Annotated in this window: 13 protein-coding genes; 2 read left to right on the top strand and 11 right to left on the bottom strand. The window is 71.5% G+C overall.

The features are described 5' to 3' along the window. Positions 1–71: 71 nt before the first annotated feature. Both ACZ66S_RS11295 and ACZ66S_RS11290 read right to left on the bottom strand, forming a co-directional pair. Positions 72–1,553: a sugar transferase gene (locus ACZ66S_RS11295; RefSeq protein ID WP_469901245.1), complete on the bottom strand. Its 1,482-nt coding sequence runs from the start codon at positions 1,551–1,553 to the stop codon at positions 72–74. 890 nt (positions 1,554–2,443) lie between these two features. Next, positions 2,444–4,261 (bottom strand): ABC transporter ATP-binding protein, encoded by a 1,818-nt coding sequence (locus ACZ66S_RS11290; protein ID WP_469901244.1) that lies wholly within the window; start codon positions 4,259–4,261, stop codon positions 2,444–2,446. A 165-nt stretch (positions 4,262–4,426) separates the two neighbouring features. On the opposite strand from ACZ66S_RS11290, the gene ACZ66S_RS11285 reads away from it, so the two are divergent. Beyond that, the gene (locus ACZ66S_RS11285; RefSeq protein ID WP_469901243.1) at positions 4,427–7,387 is read left to right on the top strand and encodes a GH59 galactosidase; all 2,961 of its coding nucleotides are present in this window, start codon (positions 4,427–4,429) and stop codon (positions 7,385–7,387) included. 197 nt (positions 7,388–7,584) lie between these two features. Here ACZ66S_RS11285 and ACZ66S_RS11280 read toward each other — a convergent pair whose 3' ends face one another. Genes ACZ66S_RS11280 through ACZ66S_RS11260 form a run of 5 tightly spaced genes read right to left on the bottom strand, consistent with a single transcriptional unit; the run spans position 7,585 to position 11,567 of the window. Beyond that, positions 7,585–8,031, bottom strand: coding sequence for a DUF7144 family membrane protein (locus tag ACZ66S_RS11280; RefSeq protein WP_469901242.1), 447 nt, complete (start codon positions 8,029–8,031; stop codon positions 7,585–7,587). A 28-nt stretch (positions 8,032–8,059) separates the two neighbouring features. After that, the gene (locus tag ACZ66S_RS11275; protein ID WP_469901241.1) at positions 8,060–8,521 is read right to left on the bottom strand and encodes an SHOCT domain-containing protein; all 462 of its coding nucleotides are present in this window, start codon (positions 8,519–8,521) and stop codon (positions 8,060–8,062) included. After that, positions 8,518–9,498, bottom strand: a complete 981-nt coding sequence (locus ACZ66S_RS11270; protein ID WP_469901240.1) for a ribonuclease BN — start codon at positions 9,496–9,498, stop codon at positions 8,518–8,520. The genes ACZ66S_RS11275 and ACZ66S_RS11270 overlap by 4 nt, the downstream gene beginning before the upstream one ends. Positions 9,499–9,518: 20 nt before the next feature. Next, positions 9,519–10,871: a hypothetical protein gene (locus ACZ66S_RS11265; RefSeq protein ID WP_469901239.1), complete on the bottom strand. Its 1,353-nt coding sequence runs from the start codon at positions 10,869–10,871 to the stop codon at positions 9,519–9,521. A 39-nt stretch (positions 10,872–10,910) separates the two neighbouring features. Next, positions 10,911–11,567: an HdeD family acid-resistance protein gene (locus ACZ66S_RS11260; RefSeq protein ID WP_469901238.1), complete on the bottom strand. Its 657-nt coding sequence runs from the start codon at positions 11,565–11,567 to the stop codon at positions 10,911–10,913. Between the two features lie 247 nt (positions 11,568–11,814). On the opposite strand from ACZ66S_RS11260, the gene ACZ66S_RS11255 reads away from it, so the two are divergent. Then, entirely contained in the window at positions 11,815–13,224 is a 1,410-nt protein-coding gene (locus ACZ66S_RS11255) for a DUF2252 domain-containing protein (protein WP_469901237.1), read from the top strand. Here ACZ66S_RS11255 and ACZ66S_RS11250 read toward each other — a convergent pair. The 4 genes from ACZ66S_RS11250 to ACZ66S_RS11235 form a co-directional block, all read right to left on the bottom strand. Then, complete coding sequence (locus tag ACZ66S_RS11250) at positions 13,205–13,399, bottom strand: hypothetical protein (RefSeq protein ID WP_469901236.1); 195 nt, start codon at positions 13,397–13,399, stop codon at positions 13,205–13,207. The genes ACZ66S_RS11255 and ACZ66S_RS11250 overlap by 20 nt on opposite strands. Positions 13,400–13,567: 168 nt before the next feature. After that, a complete protein-coding gene (locus ACZ66S_RS11245) occupies positions 13,568–13,765 on the bottom strand; it encodes a hypothetical protein (RefSeq protein ID WP_469901235.1) in 198 nt (65 codons plus the stop codon). A 128-nt stretch (positions 13,766–13,893) separates the two neighbouring features. After that, positions 13,894–14,412, bottom strand: coding sequence for a hypothetical protein (locus ACZ66S_RS11240; RefSeq protein ID WP_469901234.1), 519 nt, complete (start codon positions 14,410–14,412; stop codon positions 13,894–13,896). A gap of 16 nt (positions 14,413–14,428) precedes the next feature. Continuing rightward, positions 14,429–16,060 (bottom strand): MFS transporter, encoded by a 1,632-nt coding sequence (locus tag ACZ66S_RS11235; protein ID WP_469901233.1) that lies wholly within the window; start codon positions 16,058–16,060, stop codon positions 14,429–14,431. Between the last annotated feature and the right edge of the window lie 111 nt (positions 16,061–16,171).

The raw sequence follows: 16,171 nt of genomic DNA, 5'->3' as shown, positions 1-16,171 counted from the left end.
CCCGTTCCTCCCCCCAGGCAGGCCCTTGTGGCCTGCGGTCTGCCCGCCGTCCGGGCGGCGCCCCCCGCGCATCAGTAGGCCCCCTGGCCGTAGAGCACCGCGCGCAGCGTCTTCCACAAGATCACCGCGTCCAGGGCGAGCGACCAGTCCTCCACGTACCGCAGGTCGAGGCGGACAGCCTCCTCCCACGGCAGGTCGCTGCGTCCGCTGATCTGCCACAGGCCGGTGAGGCCGGGCTTGACCAGCAGTCGCCGCCGGATGTCCGGGCCGTACGCGGCGGACTCCTCCGGCAGCGGAGGGCGCGGACCGACGAGCGACATCGATCCGGTGAGTACGTTGAAAAGCTGCGGGAGTTCGTCGAGCGAGTACCGGCGCAGCACGGTTCCCACCCGGGTCACCCGCGGATCGCGGCGCATCTTGAACAGCAGCCCCGCGCCCTCGTTGCGGTCGGCCAGCTCGGCGCGTGCCCGGTGAGCCCCTGCGACCATGGTGCGGAACTTGAGGATGGTGAACTCGCGGCCGTCCTTGCCGACCCTGCGCTGGCGGTAGAACGCCCCGCCGGGGCTGTCCGTCACCACGAGCAGTCCGATGAGGAGCATCAGCGGCGCGAACAGGACCAGCAGGAACGCCGAGCCCAGCCGGTCGGCGACCGCCTTGATGGCCCGGCGCCCCCCGGTGAACGTCGGCATGCTGACCCGCAGCAGCGGGATCCCGAGCACGGCGTCGACGTGCAGCCGCGGACCGGCCACCTCCATCAGCACCGGGGCCACGATCATCTCGGCGTCGCTGCCTTCGAGGTTCCAGGCCAGCCGCTGGAGCCGGTTCGGTGTCCAGTACGGGTCCGGTGTGATCGCGACGACGCGATAGCCGTCGTTCTCCACGTACTTGGCGACGTCCGTCAACTGGCCGAGTACCGGCACTCCGTCCAGTTCGTCGTCGCCGTCGAGCCCGCGTCCGTCCGTCGTGCACACCCCGTCCACCCGCCAACCGAGGTGCGGGAACTTACGGGTGCGGCTGATCAGGTCGCGCACGGTGGCCGGGCTCCCGGCAGCGAGCACCGGTCTCAGACACCGCCCTTCCTTGCGCTGTTTGTGCAGCCCGAGGCGGAGCAGGTACCGCGCGCTCATGGTGACGAGCGCGATCGCGGGGATCGCGACGAAGATCCAGAGCTTGATGTTGCGCGAGGTGAGGGCGATCCCGCCGAGCGCCAGCACCACGGTCGCCGCGAACAGCGAACGCCCCAGCCGGCGGAACTCCTCGGCACCCTGGCCGAGCACGGCCGGCGCCCAGGCCCGGCTCACCCCGAACGCTCCCAGCACCAGCAGCTCGGTGCAGAAGGCGAGTATGCCCCATTTCTCATGCCAGTTGGCCGCGTCACGGGACCCGAAGAACTCGCCGATCGCCGCTACCACGATGGCGGTGGTCACGGTGTCGGTGGTGACCACGGTACGGCGGTACCGCTGCTCCCAGTCGTTCGCCGGCCGGCCGATCGCCCCGTCCGTCAGACGCTCGTGCGCCGACGGAAGGGGGCTGACTATTCCCCCCTCCCGCACAGAGCCCCCCCGGTCCCCAGTGATATGACGTGGTTGTCAGACACCGTTCCTCCCCCCACCGGAAGGCCCCCGCCTCCCGCAACGTTTCTCCCCTCGCGGGGCCCCCGCCCCACGGCCGCGCCGTTCCTCCCCCGGAGGGCACCGCCCTCCGCGCATGGCATGCCCAGTTCAACGCTCGGCGAGCAACTCGCCCTGACCGCAACGGACTTACCTGTCCGGCTGGCCCCCTCGACTTCCCCGGCAACCCACCAAGACCTCAGGTGCTCCCCGCACCCGAACCCCCTCGGTCTCCAAGAACTGATCACCCCCCGAGCTGGACGCCGAGACGTTTCTGCTCAGTTTTTGCAGCCCTGGACCCACACATCACTATTTGTCGCTTCGTGTCCCAGCATGGGCAGCAAGGTCAATCTAGACCATCGGCACCCGTCTGAAGAGAGGGATGTGTGGAATATGTGCCTACGTTTTGGAGATGGCGCAATGGCGCCCACGTGACGGCGGCCGCGCCGACGCGAAGGCGGACCTCGTGACCTGCGGAAACGGGAGACCAAGGGTGCACGATGGCGGGCTGCGGGGTGACCGACGGACGGCACGGCCGGTGCGAACGCCGGAGTCCGCAGGCCGGAAATGGCGGAAAAGGGCTCCGCGGGCCCTCACCCGCGAAGGCCCTTCCCGCGAACACGGAACACGCGCCCCCGCGCGGGCCGTTGAGGCGCGCGAGCCTCGCATGGTCCCCGGCCGGCTTCCCGGCAGCGCGCGGCTCACGAAGGACGGCGTCCCTGCGGACGAGGTCTCCGGCTCCCCAACTCCCCGGCTCCCCGGCTCCCCGGCTCCCCGGCGGTGGGACGACGAGGCCGGGTGCGCCCTCCCCCGCTCCCGGCCACGAGCCGCCGTCAGCGCAACTCCGCCTCCAGCGGGTCGCCTTCGAGGAACCCGCCCGACTGGTGGTGCCACAACTTGGCGTACGGGCCGTCCAGGGCCAGCAGTTCCTGGTGGCTGCCCTGCTCCACGATCCGCCCGCGATCGAGGACGACGAGCTGGTCCATGCCGGCGACCGTGCTCAGCCGGTGCGCCACCACCAATGCCGTCCGCCCCTCCATGAGCCGCCACAGCGCCTCCTGGACCAGGAGTTCGCTCTCCGAGTCCAGCGCGCTGGTCGCCTCGTCGAGCAGCAGGATCGGCGCGTCCCGCAGGATCGCCCGGGCCAGGGCGACCCGCTGGCGCTGACCGCCGGACAGCTTGACGCCCCGCTCCCCCACGAGGGTGTCGAAGCCCTGCGGCAGCGCGTCGGCGAACTCCGTGACATGGGCCGCCTCGGCGGCACGGCGGATCTCGGCGTCGGTGGCGTCCGGCCGGGCGAAGGCGATGTTGTCGCGCAGGGTCCGGTGGAACATCGCAGGGTCCTGCGGGACGTAGGCCATCAGACTGCGCAGGTCGGTCTGGCGCAGCCGGCTGATGTCCTGTCCGCCGACCAGGATCCGGCCGCCGTCGATGTCCTGCATGCGCAGCAGCAGCCGGGTGAGCGTGGTCTTGCCGCCGCCGGACCGGCCGACCAGGCCCACCTTGGTCCCGCCGGGCACGACCAGGTCGAGCCCCTCGAAGAGCCGCTCGGCGCCCGCGTGGGCGAAGCTCACCCGCTCGAAGCGGACGTCCGCGGACCCGGGGAGCAGCGGCTCGGGCGAGGGCGGGTCGAGCACGGTCGGCGGGGTCAGCAGCAGTTCGGTGAACTGCGCGGCCTCCGTCATCGAGCCCTCCAGACGACGGTAGATCTGGTTGAACTCGAACATGATCCGGGTCGCGTTGGAGTAGTAGGTGAAGGCCACCACGACCGCCTCGACGTTGTGCCCGCCACCGCCGAGGACGACCGCGAGCAGCAGCCCCAGCGCGTTGGTCAGCACGGACATCGGGGCGACGAAGGTGTCGATGCGCAGGTTGCCGTAGTCCCAGGACCTGAGCATGAGCCGGCGGGAGACCGCGACGCGGGAGCGGTGCTCGGCGGTCTCGCGGGCCTCGGCGCCGAACGCCCGGACGGTGTCCATGTTCATCAGGCTGTCGGCGACGTGTCCGGCCACCCGGGCGACCGCCGCCTCGCGCTCGGCGACCAGTGCCTGGCGGCGCCGGATGAGGGGCGCCGCGCACAGCGCGGTCACCGCGATCATCGTCAACAGGCCGACGACGAGCAGCGGTTCGTAGCGCCACAGCACCACGGAGCCGAACAGCAGCGGGACGAGGCTGCCGACGATCTGGAACGCCAGGGTGTCGACGAACGGTTCGAAACGGGTGGCGAAGCTCAGGACGCGCTTGGTGAGCGATCCGGCGAAGTTGTCGTGGAAGAACGCGGCGTCCTTGGCGAAGAGTTCGTCCATCCCGAGCACGTACAGGTGCTCGATGCCGAGGGCGTCGAGCCGGTTCAGGCAGTGCAGGGCGACCCGCCACAGCGCTTCCGCGAGCAGCAGGACCCCGGCGAAACCCAGGACGTACGGCAGTGCCGAGCCGAGGGTCATGGCGCCGTCGTCGGCGATGGTGCCGGCGAGCTTGGCGACGATCAGGGGCGCGATGTAGTTGATGCCGATGCTGCCCAGCGCCGACAGCAGCATGGCGGGCAGCGTCAGCCACCGCAGGCGGGCCAACTCCCGTGTGTAGTAACGAAGTGCGAGGAGCACCGCGCCTTTGGGCGGTGCGGTCTTCTGTGCCTCAGGCGTCTGCATCATAACCCTGTGTGTGTGAAGGGTTGCGGTCCGAGTTCGGCAGTGTCCCGCGGTGGCGGTCGCCGGGTCCACGCGTTTTTCGGCAGGTGGCGCTCGGCGGATGCCGTCAAATCTCGGGCGGCGCAAGGGGATTGACGTAGAAAGCGCTTGCCACCTACGGTCCCCCGAATGGGTATGCAGCGAAGATTCGGGTGGGCCTCGCTCGCCGCGGCGACCACCATGGCTCTGGCGGCAGGGGTGACCGCGGCTCCCGCCGCCCACTCCGCGGACGATCCCGTGCAGATCGTGGTCGACGGGGACGACGTACGCGCCGACAACGTGAACGGCCTGACCTACAAGGGTCTCGGGCTGCTCAGTTGCAACAGCACCAGCAACCTGCTGATGGACTACAAGGCGGAGCATCCCGACCGCTACTGGCAGCTCGTCAGCGTGCTGTTCGGCGGGCGGAACCCGCTGATCAACCACGTGAAGATCGAGATGGGTTCGGACACCAACACCTCGACGGGTTCCGATCCGGCGACCATGCGCACGGCGGACGAGCTCGCCGACGCGTCCCGCTCCCCCGGCTTCCAACTCGCCGCCGACGCCAAGACGGTGAACCCGGGCCTGAAGGTGTCGATCCTGCGCTGGGTCATGCCCCAGTGGGTCCAGACCGAGTGGAACAAGGGCACCGGCACCGACGAGATGTACAAGTGGCACAAGGAGACGATCCTCGACGCGTACCAGAAGTACGGGTACATGGTCGACTACGTCGACCCGGACACCAACGAGACCACCAAGCCCGACCTCTCCTTCGTCAAGTGGTACAAGAACGCCCTGGTGAACGACACGGAGTTCGACGACGCCCGCTACGGCCTGACGCCTCGTCAGCAGCAGGCGGCGGCGAAGGCGTACCACGCCGTCAGGATCGTCGCCTCGGACGAGAACACCACGAAGAACATCGGTCCGGCGATGCTCACGGACACCGAACTCTTCGGCGCGGTCGACGCGGTGGGCTACCACTACACCACCGACGACCGGCTCGACGGCACCCCCGACAGCGCCACCTACCAGCCCTACACCAAGCTGGCGACCGGTGCCAACGCCCACGGCGAGGACAAGGAGGTCTGGTACAGCGAGGGCGTCGGCTCCTTCGGCTGGACGGACTACCGGGTGCACAACACCGAGGGTCCCGGCGGCGCGAGCACCGGGATCGGCGGCGTGCAGAGCGCCCTCGACCTCGCCAACCGCTCCGTGAAGGGCTACGCCAACTCCAAGCGGACGCACTACATCTTCCAGCCGGCGATCGGCGCCTTCTACGAGGGCGCCCAGTACAGCCACAAGGAACTGGTCAGCGCCCGCGACCCGTGGTCAGGGAGCATCCACTACGACGCCGCCGTGTACGTGATGCAGCACTTCACCCAGTTCGCGAGGACCGGCTGGGAGAACGCCGGCAACACGGCCGGCATCTGGCGCACCGTACCGGAGGCGAGCTACAGCGGGGCGAGCGGCACCGAGAACGTCGACGGCTCGAACGGCGCGCCCAGTTACCTGACGCTCGCCGACCCGGGGAAGAAGGACTTCTCCACGATCGCCGTCAACGACAGCGACCGGACGAAGACGTACCGGATCAAAGCCGAGAACATGGACCTGGGCAGCGACCCGACCATGGAGGTCTGGGAGACCCGCGCGGCGGACCCCGGTCAGGCCTACGACGCGAACTTCAAGCACCTCGCGGGCCGGCTCGGCCCCGACGCCGACGGCTCCTACACCTACTCGGTGAAGCCGCGCTCGATCGTCACCTTCACCACCCTCGACCGCAGCCACGACAAGGCGACCTTGCAACGTCTGCCGCGGTCCGCGGCCCGCACCGTGCTCGACACCGACGCGAGCGGCAAGAGGCACGACACCCGCGACGGCGTCCTGTACGCCGACGACTTCGGGTACGCGGAGGAGGGCCGGGTCCAGGTCGGCACCGACAACGGGGCCCGCACGACGTCCCAGCCGTACCTCACCTCCCGGGGCAACCAGCCGCGTTACCTGGTCGACCAGACCGGCGCGTGGGAGGTCGGCGCGGGCCCGGACGGTGACCCCGTGCTGTACCAGTACCTGGACCAGTCCATGAAGGACACCGGCGCCTGGAACCGGAACACCCCCAACACCACGGTCGGCGACTTCCGTTGGGAGAACTACCGGGCCTCGGTCGACGTCTCCTTCCCGGACCCGCAGGGCGGCGCCGCCACCCTCGGCGTACGCCAGCAGAAGGGCATGGCCGCGACGGACGCCGCGTACAGCGTCGGGATCGGCCCGGCCGGCAACTGGACCCTCCTCCGGTACGGCACGGTCCTGCGCACCGGCACGGTGGCCGCGTCCGACGGCTACCGCCTCGCCGTCGAGGCCCGGGGTGCGACCGTCACCGCCTACGTCGACGGACAGGCCGTCGCCACCTACGTGGACCCGGCGCCGGTCACCGGGGGCCGGGTCAAGCTCGGCACCGACTTCCACCGCACCGCGTTCGACGACCTGAGGGTCGAGAAGGTCGCCGGATACACGCCGTACGCCTCCGCGCTGACCGACAACATGGACGGCTCGGTCCGGTACACCGGCACCTGGAGCCGCAACGCCTCCCTCGGCGACGCGATGAACTGGTACCGCTCGACATCGACCGGGACCAGCGCCGGCGCGACGGTCACCGTCCCGTTCCGCGGCACGGGCCTCGACGTCATCGGCGGCAACGACGCAAGCGCCGTCCTCGACGTCTCCGTGGACGGCCGGCCCGTCGCCCGGGACGCGAGGACCGCCGCCACCGACAAGCGCCAGGCGACCTACGCGCTGCGGGGGCTGCCCGACGGCCGGCACACGGCGACCTTCACACTGAAGTCCGGGAAGATCGTCCTCGACGCCTTCACCGCGATCTCCGGCGACGTGGACGGACGGGTCGACACGGCACCGCTGCGCAGTGCCCTGGCGGCGGTGGGCTCCCCGGCCCGGGCCGACCACACGGCCGACTCCTGGGCCCTGTTCGTCTCCGCGCGCACGGCCGCGCGGGCCGCGGTGTCCGGACAGCGGGGTCTGGACGCCCTCGGCGTCGACCAGCTCGTGAACCGGCTCCGCGACGCCTACGCCGGGCTGGTCCGCGAGGAGACCTGACCGACGCGAGCGGCTCTCCTACGACGGGGCCGGGTGCGGTGCACCCGGCCCCGGCCCCGTCAGCCGACGGAGTCAGCGGGAACGCTCATGGGCCCGCCGGACGCTGCCGGTCCACGCACCGCAGCTCCGGCGCCGCCCCGTCCCCTCGCCCTCCCTCCCGGTGTCACCGCTTCCGTCGGACCCCGCATGACGGTCCGTCACATGTCGCGCCCGGGACGCTCGAACGGCTCGAAGGAGTCATCACGCCGGACCACGCACAGCGCCCAGATGACGAGTGCCGAGAACGCGATCATCACGACCGACCAGACCGGGTAGTACGGCAGGGAGAGGAAGTTGGCGATGATGATGAGTCCGGCGATGGCCACCCCGGACACCCGCGCCCAGGTGGCCGCCCGGAACAGTCCGAGGCTCACGAGCACGCCGAGCACTCCCAGACAGAGATGGATCCAGCCCCAGCTCGTCAGGTCGAACTCGAAGACGTAGTTGCGCGTCGTGACGAAGACGTCGTCCTCGGCGATGGCCATGATGCCCCGGAAGATGTCGAGCAGTCCGGCGATCATCAGCATGACGGCCGCGAAGACCATCGTGCCGGCGGCCCAGTCCTGCTTGGCCGTGGACCGGTGTGCGGTGTGTGTAGCGGTCATCCTGAACCCTCGTTTCGATCGGTCGGCGTCAGCGCCGGGAGGTGGCGGTGGCGCCGTCGGAGGTCCCCGAGCCCTGTCCGCTCAGGACGAGGTCCTTCGCCCGGGCGAACTCCGCGTCCGTGATGTCGCCCTTGGCCCGGATCTCCGAGAGCCTGGCGAGTTCGTCGACGCTGCTGGTGGTGCCGCCCTTGGCGGTCTGGCGGATGTACGAGTCGAAGGCCTGCTGCTGTGCCTGCGCTTGGGCGACCTCACGGCGGCCCATGTTCTTGCCGCGGGCGATGACGTAGACGAAGACGCCCAGGAAGGGCAGGACGATCGTGAACACCAGCCAGCCGGCCTTGGCCCAGCCGCTCAGTACGTCGTCGCGGAAGATGTCGACGACGACCCGGAAGAGCAGGACGAACCACATGATCCACAGGAAGAACCACAGCATGGACCAGAAGACGCTCAGCAGCGGATAGTCGTAAGCGAGGTACGTGGACGCACTCATGTCACTCTCCTCCGTCCGGGGCCTTCGCCCGGCCGCCTGTCTGTGCCGTCCTCAGCGTGCCCACGGCAAGCAGCGGACGGCTTCACCCGGCGCGGGTGAGCGGGCGCCTCGGCCCGCTCCGCGATCGGGGCGCGGCGCCGGAAGAGGCGAAGCGCGCGGTACCAGGAGCTGGACGCGACGCTCTCCCCCGCGGCCAGCCCCGACACGGCGACGATGAAAACGCCGATCAGCCAGGACACGAAGGTGAAGACCGGTCCCAGCGGGCCGAACTCGTCCAGGCTGCGCTCCATCGCGGCGGGCAGCACCAGCCGGGCCGCCCCGCTCAGCGCGACCGTGCCGGTCCCCGCGAGGACGGCGCCCGGCAGCAGGCTCTGCCAGCCGATCCGGCCGCTCAGCAGCAGGTACTGCGTCCACCACCACAGCAGCGTCGCGCACAGCAGGGACATCGTCAGGCCCACGGCCGGGCCGCTGCCGAATCCCGTGCGCAGCGGCGCCTGGGCCAGCAGGAACACCAGCCAGACCACCAGCCACAGGGGCCAGCGCCAGACCGCGGCCCGCAGCGGCGCCCGGGGCAGGCGCCAGCAGCGTTCGCACACCGCCTGGAGGGCCCGGCTGAACGCCGTCGCGGACGCGAGGGCCACCAGCACCCCGAGGACGCCGACGGTGTCGCGCGTCGGGCCGGTGGCGGAGAAGGTCTTGCGCACCTCGTCGAGCGTGTCGCCGCGCACTCCCAGCACGGTGCGCAGGGAATCGGCCAGCAGGTCCTGCACGCCGGGAGGGGCGAACGCGGCCACCGTCATGAGCAGCGGGAGCGCGGCGAGGAAGGCCTGCGCGGCCAGTCTCACGGCCCCTTCCACCACGTTGAGCGCCGACAGCCGGGGAAGGAACCGGACCAGCGCGCTGGACCGCACGCTCTGCGCGACCCGCGCCGCCCGGGCCCGGCGGGCCGAGCGGACCGGATCGGAGTTCCTGGCCATGGCTCACGCGGCGCCCCGGCTCACGCGGCCGCGTGCTCCGGCCGGTCGGGGGCCTCCCGCGCCGGCCGGGCGGCGGCGAGCACCGCCGTGACCGCGAGCACCAGCAGGACCAGCAGCAGGACCAGCGTCACCGCGCCGACCGTGGGGCGGTTCCAGAGGAGGAGAGCGAGGGCGCCCGCCCCGATGGTGACACCGGTGGTCCATTGCCGGTGGGCGGCCAGCCAGTGTCCGGTGAGGCCGGTGGTGATCCCCGCGCGGCGCAGCCCACGCCCGGCCGCCGAGGCCCCGCGCAGGGTCAGGCCGCGTACACCGCGGGCGACCCGGCCGGGACCGTACAGGTAGGCGGTCAGGGCGGTGAGCAGGCAGACGACGAGAAGGGTGCGGGCGGCGGAGCGCAGGAAGCGGACGAAGGTGTCGAAGATCGCCGCGGCGGCGTCGGGGGGCAGCGCCGACGGGGGTACGGAGTCGAGGTAGACGCGCCGCAGGACGACCATCGCGACGAGCAGCACGACCGCCATGAACCCGACGCCGAGGGCGGTGATCATCACCATCACCCGGTGACCGGGGGCGACCCACACCGCCAGGGCGCCGAGGACGAGCGTCAGGACGGGCAGCCAGGTGCCGACGACGTCCAGCAGCCGCATGCCGTCCTGGGCCTTGCCCAGTTGTTCGGTACGGAACAGCGAGACGGTGCGGTCGGTGTCCGGGATGGCGGCGGCCTTGTCGAAGCCGGCGTCGACGAGACGCTGCCGTACCTCGTCGACCACGACGCCGATGTCGAGCTGCACCGTGTCCCCTTCGGCCCGCACCGCGCCGTCGCGGTCGCCGGTGAGCATGTTCACCACGGTGGCGTGGGCCCGCCGGTTGGCGCCCTCCCACGCCTGTGCGAAGGCCTCGCTGGTGACGACGCGGCTCACGGTGCGGTGCACGACGGACTGCACCGCGGAGCGCAGCGGCGCGGTGAGGGACCGGGACCCCTCGACCACGCGGGGCGGCGCCCCGTTCTCCGCCAGGGTCCTGGTGACCGCGGCCGTGACCGCCGCCACGTCCACCTGGGCCACCACCCGGTCGGTCAGCCGGTCGATCACGACGTCCTGCACGTCCGGGTCGGCGGCCAGCGGCGCGACGGTCTGCACGTACCGGTCGGTGTCGGCGACCTGGTCGTGCACCCAGGTCGCGACGAGTGCGAGGGGTGCGAGCAGCAGCGTCAGGACCAGCAGGACGGTGGCTCCGACGCGCCGCGTCCGCCGGTGGCGTACGGTCGCGGCGCGGCGCAGCCGCTGGTACTCGGCGTGCTCGTCGGCGGTCACGACGTGACCGCCGGCCGAGGGGGCGCCGGCACCCGACGTCCGCGGGGTCGAGGCGGGGATCATGGTGTCTCCCTCGTTGGGTCCGGCGGAGCGGGCTCCGTCTCAGACGTCCGCCGGGGACTCCCGGCGCTCCGTGATGCCCGACCCGCGCAGCGCGGCCCGCCAGGCGAGAGCCAGCACGAGCTCGAACAGGCCGAGCAGGACGAGCCACAGACCGAGCAGGCGGGTCAGCGCGCGGGCCGACTCGGCCGGCAGGGCCAGCACCACGATCCCGGCGACGATGCCGATCACCGCCGCGCCGATCACGAAGGCCCGGTGCGGCAGGTCCTCGGCGGTGATCGCCGTGTAGAGGGTGAGGAGGCCGGAGACGAGCCAGACGACGCCGACGATCAGGGAGAGCGCGGCGATGGTCTGGAGCGGGTGGCGCAGACACAGCACCCCGGTGAGGACGTACAGGACGGCGGTGAGCAGTCCGGGCAGCCGTTCGCCGGGCGTGCGCAGGGCGAAGACGGCGACGAACCGGAACGCGCCGGTCACGAGCAGGTACAGGCCGATGAGGACGGCGAGGACGTGCAGGGTCTCGTCCGGCCAGACCAGCACCAGGACGCCCGGCACGAGCGTGGCGATCGCGGATCCCAGGATCCAGGTCCAGGAACGGCCGAGCCGCCCCAGTACGTCCGCACCCGTGCGACCGGGGGCCGCGCCGTACGGGTCACGCTCGGCTGCGGTGGGCGGTGCCGGACCACGCGGCACGGTCATGGCTCCTCCTCGCCCCGTCGGACGGGCCCTCCCGTACCGGCCGGGGCGGGTACGGGGGCCCTCTCGCGGCCAGCGTCCCGCGCCGCGGCCCCGGCCGGGTCACCCGTCACGGGTGATCCGCGGGCACCGGCCGTGCGGGTGGGCTGGGGAGCGAGGCGGGCGCCGGTCCGGGGCCGCCGCCCGCGCCGTGCGGGTGCGCCGGCAGGTCGTGGTGCTGGTCCTCGTCATCGATCCGGGAGGTTCCGCCATGGCCGTACCGAACACGTCCACCGTTCTCCTGTCGCCCGCCGAACGGGCCGCGGTCGGCACGAACGCCCGGTCCCGGGCGCCCCGTTCGCGGCACGGTGGCTTCGAGGACGGCCAGGGGCGTTTCGACCCCGTAGAGGTGATAGAGCGTCAGTCCGCCACGCGGGTACCGGAGTTGGTGCCCATCCGCTACGGCCGGATGCTCGAGTCGCCCTTCCGTTTCTACCGCGGCGCGGCCGCCATCATGGCGGCGGATCTGGGGGCCGTCCCCGACACCGGGCTGCGGGTGCAGCTCTGCGGAGACGCCCATCTGCTGAACTTCCGGCTGCTGGCCTCGCCCGAGCGTCATCTGGTCTTCGACATCAACGACTTCGACGAGACCCTGCCCGGGCCCTTCGAATGGGACGTCAAGCGCCTGGCCGCCAGTTTCGCCATAGCGGGTCGGGCCAACGGCTTCTCCCTCAAGGAGCAGAACACCGTCGTGCGGACCTGCGTCCGGGCCTACCGGGAACGGATGCGTGAGTTCGCGGGTATGCGCACCCTGGACATCTGGTACGCCCAGGACGACGCCGACCACCTGCGCGCGCTGCTCGCGTCCTCGATGGACAAGAAGGCCAGGCGCCGTACCGCCCGGGCCACGGAGCAGGCCCGCACCCGCACCCATATGCAGGCCTACGCGAAGCTCACCCGGGCCACCCCGGAGGGCCGCCGGATCGCTCCCGACCCGCCGCTCATCACACCGCTCAGGGATCTGCTGGCCGACGCGGCGGACAACCAGCAGGAGAAGGAGCTCCAGACCGTCCTGGAGGAGTACGCGCGCACCCTGCCGTCCGAACGCCGGCACCTGCTGCACCACTTCCGGCTGGTGGACATCGCCCGCAAGGTGGTCGGGGTCGGCAGTGTCGGCACCCGCTGCTGGATCCTGCTCCTGCTCGGCAGGAACGACGACGACCCGCTGCTGCTGCAGGCCAAGGAGGCCCAGGAGTCGGTGCTGGCGGCCCGCACCGGCGTCGACGCCTTCGACAACCAGGGCTGTCGGGTGGTGTCCGGTCAGCGCCTGATCCAGACGACCAGCGACATCTTCCTCGGCTGGACCCATGTGCTGGGCATCGACGGCCGCGAACGCGACTTCTACGTACGGCAGTTGCGGGACTGGAAGGGCATCGCCCGGCCGGAGACCATGGACCCCGGCCTGCTCGGGCTGTTCGCCCGGCTGTGCGGGTCCTCGCTGGCCCGGGCGCACGCGCGGTCCGGCGATCCGATCGCCATCGCCGCCTACCTGGGCTCCGGTGGCCGCTTCGACCACGCCCTCACCGAGTTCGCCCAGGCCTACGCCGACCGCAACGAGCGGGACTTCGACGAACTGGCCGCGGCCGTACGCTCCGGCCGGGTCACCGCGCGGAGCCTGTGAACGTCACCGTCCGGGGCGTCGCCCGATGCACGTGATTGTCGCCGGGAGAGCCGCCGCGCGGAGCCTGTGAACCGCACTGCCCGGCAGCGACGGCGTCCAGGAGGGCGAGCGAGTCCAGGACGCTGGTGTACGAGTCCGAGGCGCCGTCGTCGTCGGTGACGGTGACGGTGACCACCGGACGGCGGATCCCCGCCTCGGCGCAGACGTGTTCCCGGGAACTGACGGCCAGCAGCCGGGAGGCCGGACCCGGCCCTGGAGCTGGACCAGGCCATGCTGCCGCGCGACGCCTTCTTTGCCGAGGTCGAGCACGTCCCCGGGAGAGCCGTCGTGCACGGGCGGCTCCTCACTCCGGCATGCGCCGCATCTCCACCACGTGCAGGCCCAGCGACTGGCAGCGGGCCAGCAGACCGAACAACTGCGCCTCGTCGATGACGGAGCCGAACAGGACGGTCTGCCCGGACATGACCACGCGTTCCAGCTCGGGGAAGGCCTCGGCCAGTAGGTCCGACATGTGTCCGTCTACTCGGATCTCGTAGCGCATGCGCTGTACTCCCGCGGGCTGCCGGGAAGGCGGTCTGTGCCCTGTTCCGCCATGGTCCGCTCGGAGGGTGCCCGGCGACCTCACCCTGCGAAGGTGATTGGTCGCTCCGCTTCCTCCGGCGACTGGGGTCAGTGCTTCAGGAACACCTTGAAGGAGATGATCAGAAGGCCGATCAGCAGGTTGACGGAGGCGGTGGCGGCGACCAGGCGCCAGGTGGCGTGGGCACGGCGGGCCGCGGCCATCGACCACCCCACCTGCCCGGCGACCGCGACGGACAGCGCCAGCCACAGGGCGCCCTGCACGTCCAGGCCCAGCAGCGGGCTGACCGCCACCGCCGCGGCCGGCGGTACGGCGGCCTTGACGATCGGCCACTCCTCACGACAGGCGTGGAGGACGGCACGGCGGCCGAGCGGTTCCTTGGCCAGACGCGCCCCGAAGAGCTGGGCGTGCACATGGGCGATCCAGAACGCCACACCGGTGAGCAGCAACAGCAGCACCAGTTCCAGGCGGGGGAACGAGCCCAGGGTGCCGGCGCCGATCACCACGGAGGCCGCGAGCATGGACCCGTAGACGCCGCCGGTGTAGTCGGCCCGGGCCCGGCGCTCGGAGCCGGTCCCGCGGAGCGTCGTGCGGTCGGTCGTGGACATCGGTGCTCCCTGTGGATCAGCGCGTCGGTCCGGCCGACGGGGCCGGGGCCGCGGTCTCTCCTCGGGCCCCGGCGCGGGTCTTCCGGCCGGACGGCAGGTTCGGTGTGACGAGGAAACTGACGAGCGTGACGCCGCCGGTGGCGAGGATCGCCGCCTTGAGACCGTCGAGCTGGGCGGAGGCGTAGGAGTCCGCGACGGCCTCCACCTCGGAGGGCGGCAGCCCGGCGTCCGCCGCCGCCGAGCGCACCTGGTCGGTGGTGACGAAGGAGATCCCGGACTCCAGGGCGACACCGGTCTGCGTGCGGGCCGCCTCGGAGAGCCGTGGGTTGTCCTCGACCTGTGCGGTGAAGGCGTGCGCCAGCGCCCCGAGCAGGATCGACCCGATCAGTGCCGTGCCCAGCGCGGAGCCCAGGTTCTGCGCCGTGAACTGAAGCCCTCCGACCTCGCTGCGTTCCTCCTCGCCGGCGCTGGACTGGACGACGTTGCCCAACTGCGAGGCGAGCAGGCCGGTGCCCACGCCCACCAGGGCCATGGCTCCGGCGAACTGCGCGTCGTCGATGACGGGGTCGATGGTGGCCAGCAGCCACACGACGGCGACCGCCAGGGTGGCGAGGGCCAGCCGGACCATCCGGCGCGGTCCGACGGCCCGTCCCAGCGAGGAGGCGAGCATGGAGGCCGCGAGCATGGTGATCGAGACGGGCAGCAGACGCAGTCCGGTCTGGAAGGCGTCGAAGCCCTGCACGACCTGCAAATACAGCGGAATCACGAAGAACAGGCCCAGCAGGATCAGGTTCTGGCCGACCAGGGTCAGCAGACCGGAGCGCAGCGCCGGCCGGCCCAGGAGGGGCAGATGGACGAGGGGATCCGCGCCCCGGGCGTCGCGGCGCCGCTCCCAGTGGACGAAGAGGAACAGGACGGCCACTCCGGCAGCGACGACGAAGAGCGTCGGGGAGAACCCCAGGACGGTGAAGGGCGGGTTGCGGGGCGAGACCCAGCCCCAGGTGCTGCTCTGCAGCACACCGAGCACGCCCAGCCCGAGCCCGGCGGCCGACAGCACCGCGCCGACCCCGTCGAGACGGGGGCGAGCCCCGGTGCGCGGGGAGTCGGTGATCATCCGCCGGCAGCACAGCACGGCCACGACGACCACGACCTCGCCGGCGAAGACCAGCCGCCAGGTGAGGTAGGTGGTGACCCAGCCGCCGAGGAGCGGCCCGACCGCGATCCCCGCGCCGGCGAGGCCGCCGATGACGCCGTAGGCGACGGCCCGGTCCGGTCCGCGGTAGGACTCCGCGACGAGGGCCGCCATGGCCGGCAGCACCATGGCGGCGCCGAGCCCCTCGATGACCGACCAGCCCAGGGCGAGGACCCACACGGTGGGGGCCAGCGCGGTCAGGGCCGATCCCGTGGCGTACACGACCAGTCCGAGGAAGAAGAGGCGGCGACGCCCGAGGATGTCACCCAGCCTGCCTCCGATGATCATGAATGCGGCCATGACCAGCGCGTACAGGGTGATGACGGCCTGGACGGTGGTGACCTCGGTGTCGAAGTCCTCGACCAGTTGGCTGATCGAGACGTTCATGACCGAGGTGTCCAGGACCATCAGGAACTGGGCTGTCCCCAGGACGATCAGTGCGCGCCATCGTCTCACGGTGAACCACCTCGCCGGGTCGGTTCGGAGCGGCGGTGCGGGCGGCCGCTCCCCCCATGTCAGCGCACTGCGGCGCCCGGTGCCTCACCCGTCGCGGGCGACCCGGCGTGT

Source organism: Streptomyces sp. NPDC107471 (assembly GCF_055582845.1).
The sequence above is the reverse complement of the archived record's forward strand: the minus strand, read 5'-3'. Positions and strand labels throughout refer to the sequence as shown.

Excerpts from the sequence above, each read along its gene's own strand:
- ACZ66S_RS11285 (WP_469901243.1), top strand. The coding sequence starts at position 4,427 with ATGGGTATGCAGCGAAGATTCGGGTGGGCCTCGCTCGCCGCGGCGACC.
- ACZ66S_RS11240 (WP_469901234.1), bottom strand. The coding sequence starts at position 14,412 with ATGTCCACGACCGACCGCACGACGCTCCGCGGGACCGGCTCCGAGCGC.
- ACZ66S_RS11255 (WP_469901237.1), top strand. The coding sequence starts at position 11,815 with ATGGCCGTACCGAACACGTCCACCGTTCTCCTGTCGCCCGCCGAACGG.
- ACZ66S_RS11245 (WP_469901235.1), bottom strand. The coding sequence starts at position 13,765 with ATGCGCTACGAGATCCGAGTAGACGGACACATGTCGGACCTACTGGCC.
- ACZ66S_RS11265 (WP_469901239.1), bottom strand. The coding sequence starts at position 10,871 with ATGATCCCCGCCTCGACCCCGCGGACGTCGGGTGCCGGCGCCCCCTCG.
- ACZ66S_RS11260 (WP_469901238.1), bottom strand. The coding sequence starts at position 11,567 with ATGACCGTGCCGCGTGGTCCGGCACCGCCCACCGCAGCCGAGCGTGAC.
- ACZ66S_RS11280 (WP_469901242.1), bottom strand. The coding sequence starts at position 8,031 with ATGACCGCTACACACACCGCACACCGGTCCACGGCCAAGCAGGACTGG.
- ACZ66S_RS11270 (WP_469901240.1), bottom strand. The coding sequence starts at position 9,498 with ATGGCCAGGAACTCCGATCCGGTCCGCTCGGCCCGCCGGGCCCGGGCG.
- ACZ66S_RS11290 (WP_469901244.1), bottom strand. The coding sequence starts at position 4,261 with ATGATGCAGACGCCTGAGGCACAGAAGACCGCACCGCCCAAAGGCGCG.
- ACZ66S_RS11275 (WP_469901241.1), bottom strand. The coding sequence starts at position 8,521 with ATGAGTGCGTCCACGTACCTCGCTTACGACTATCCGCTGCTGAGCGTC.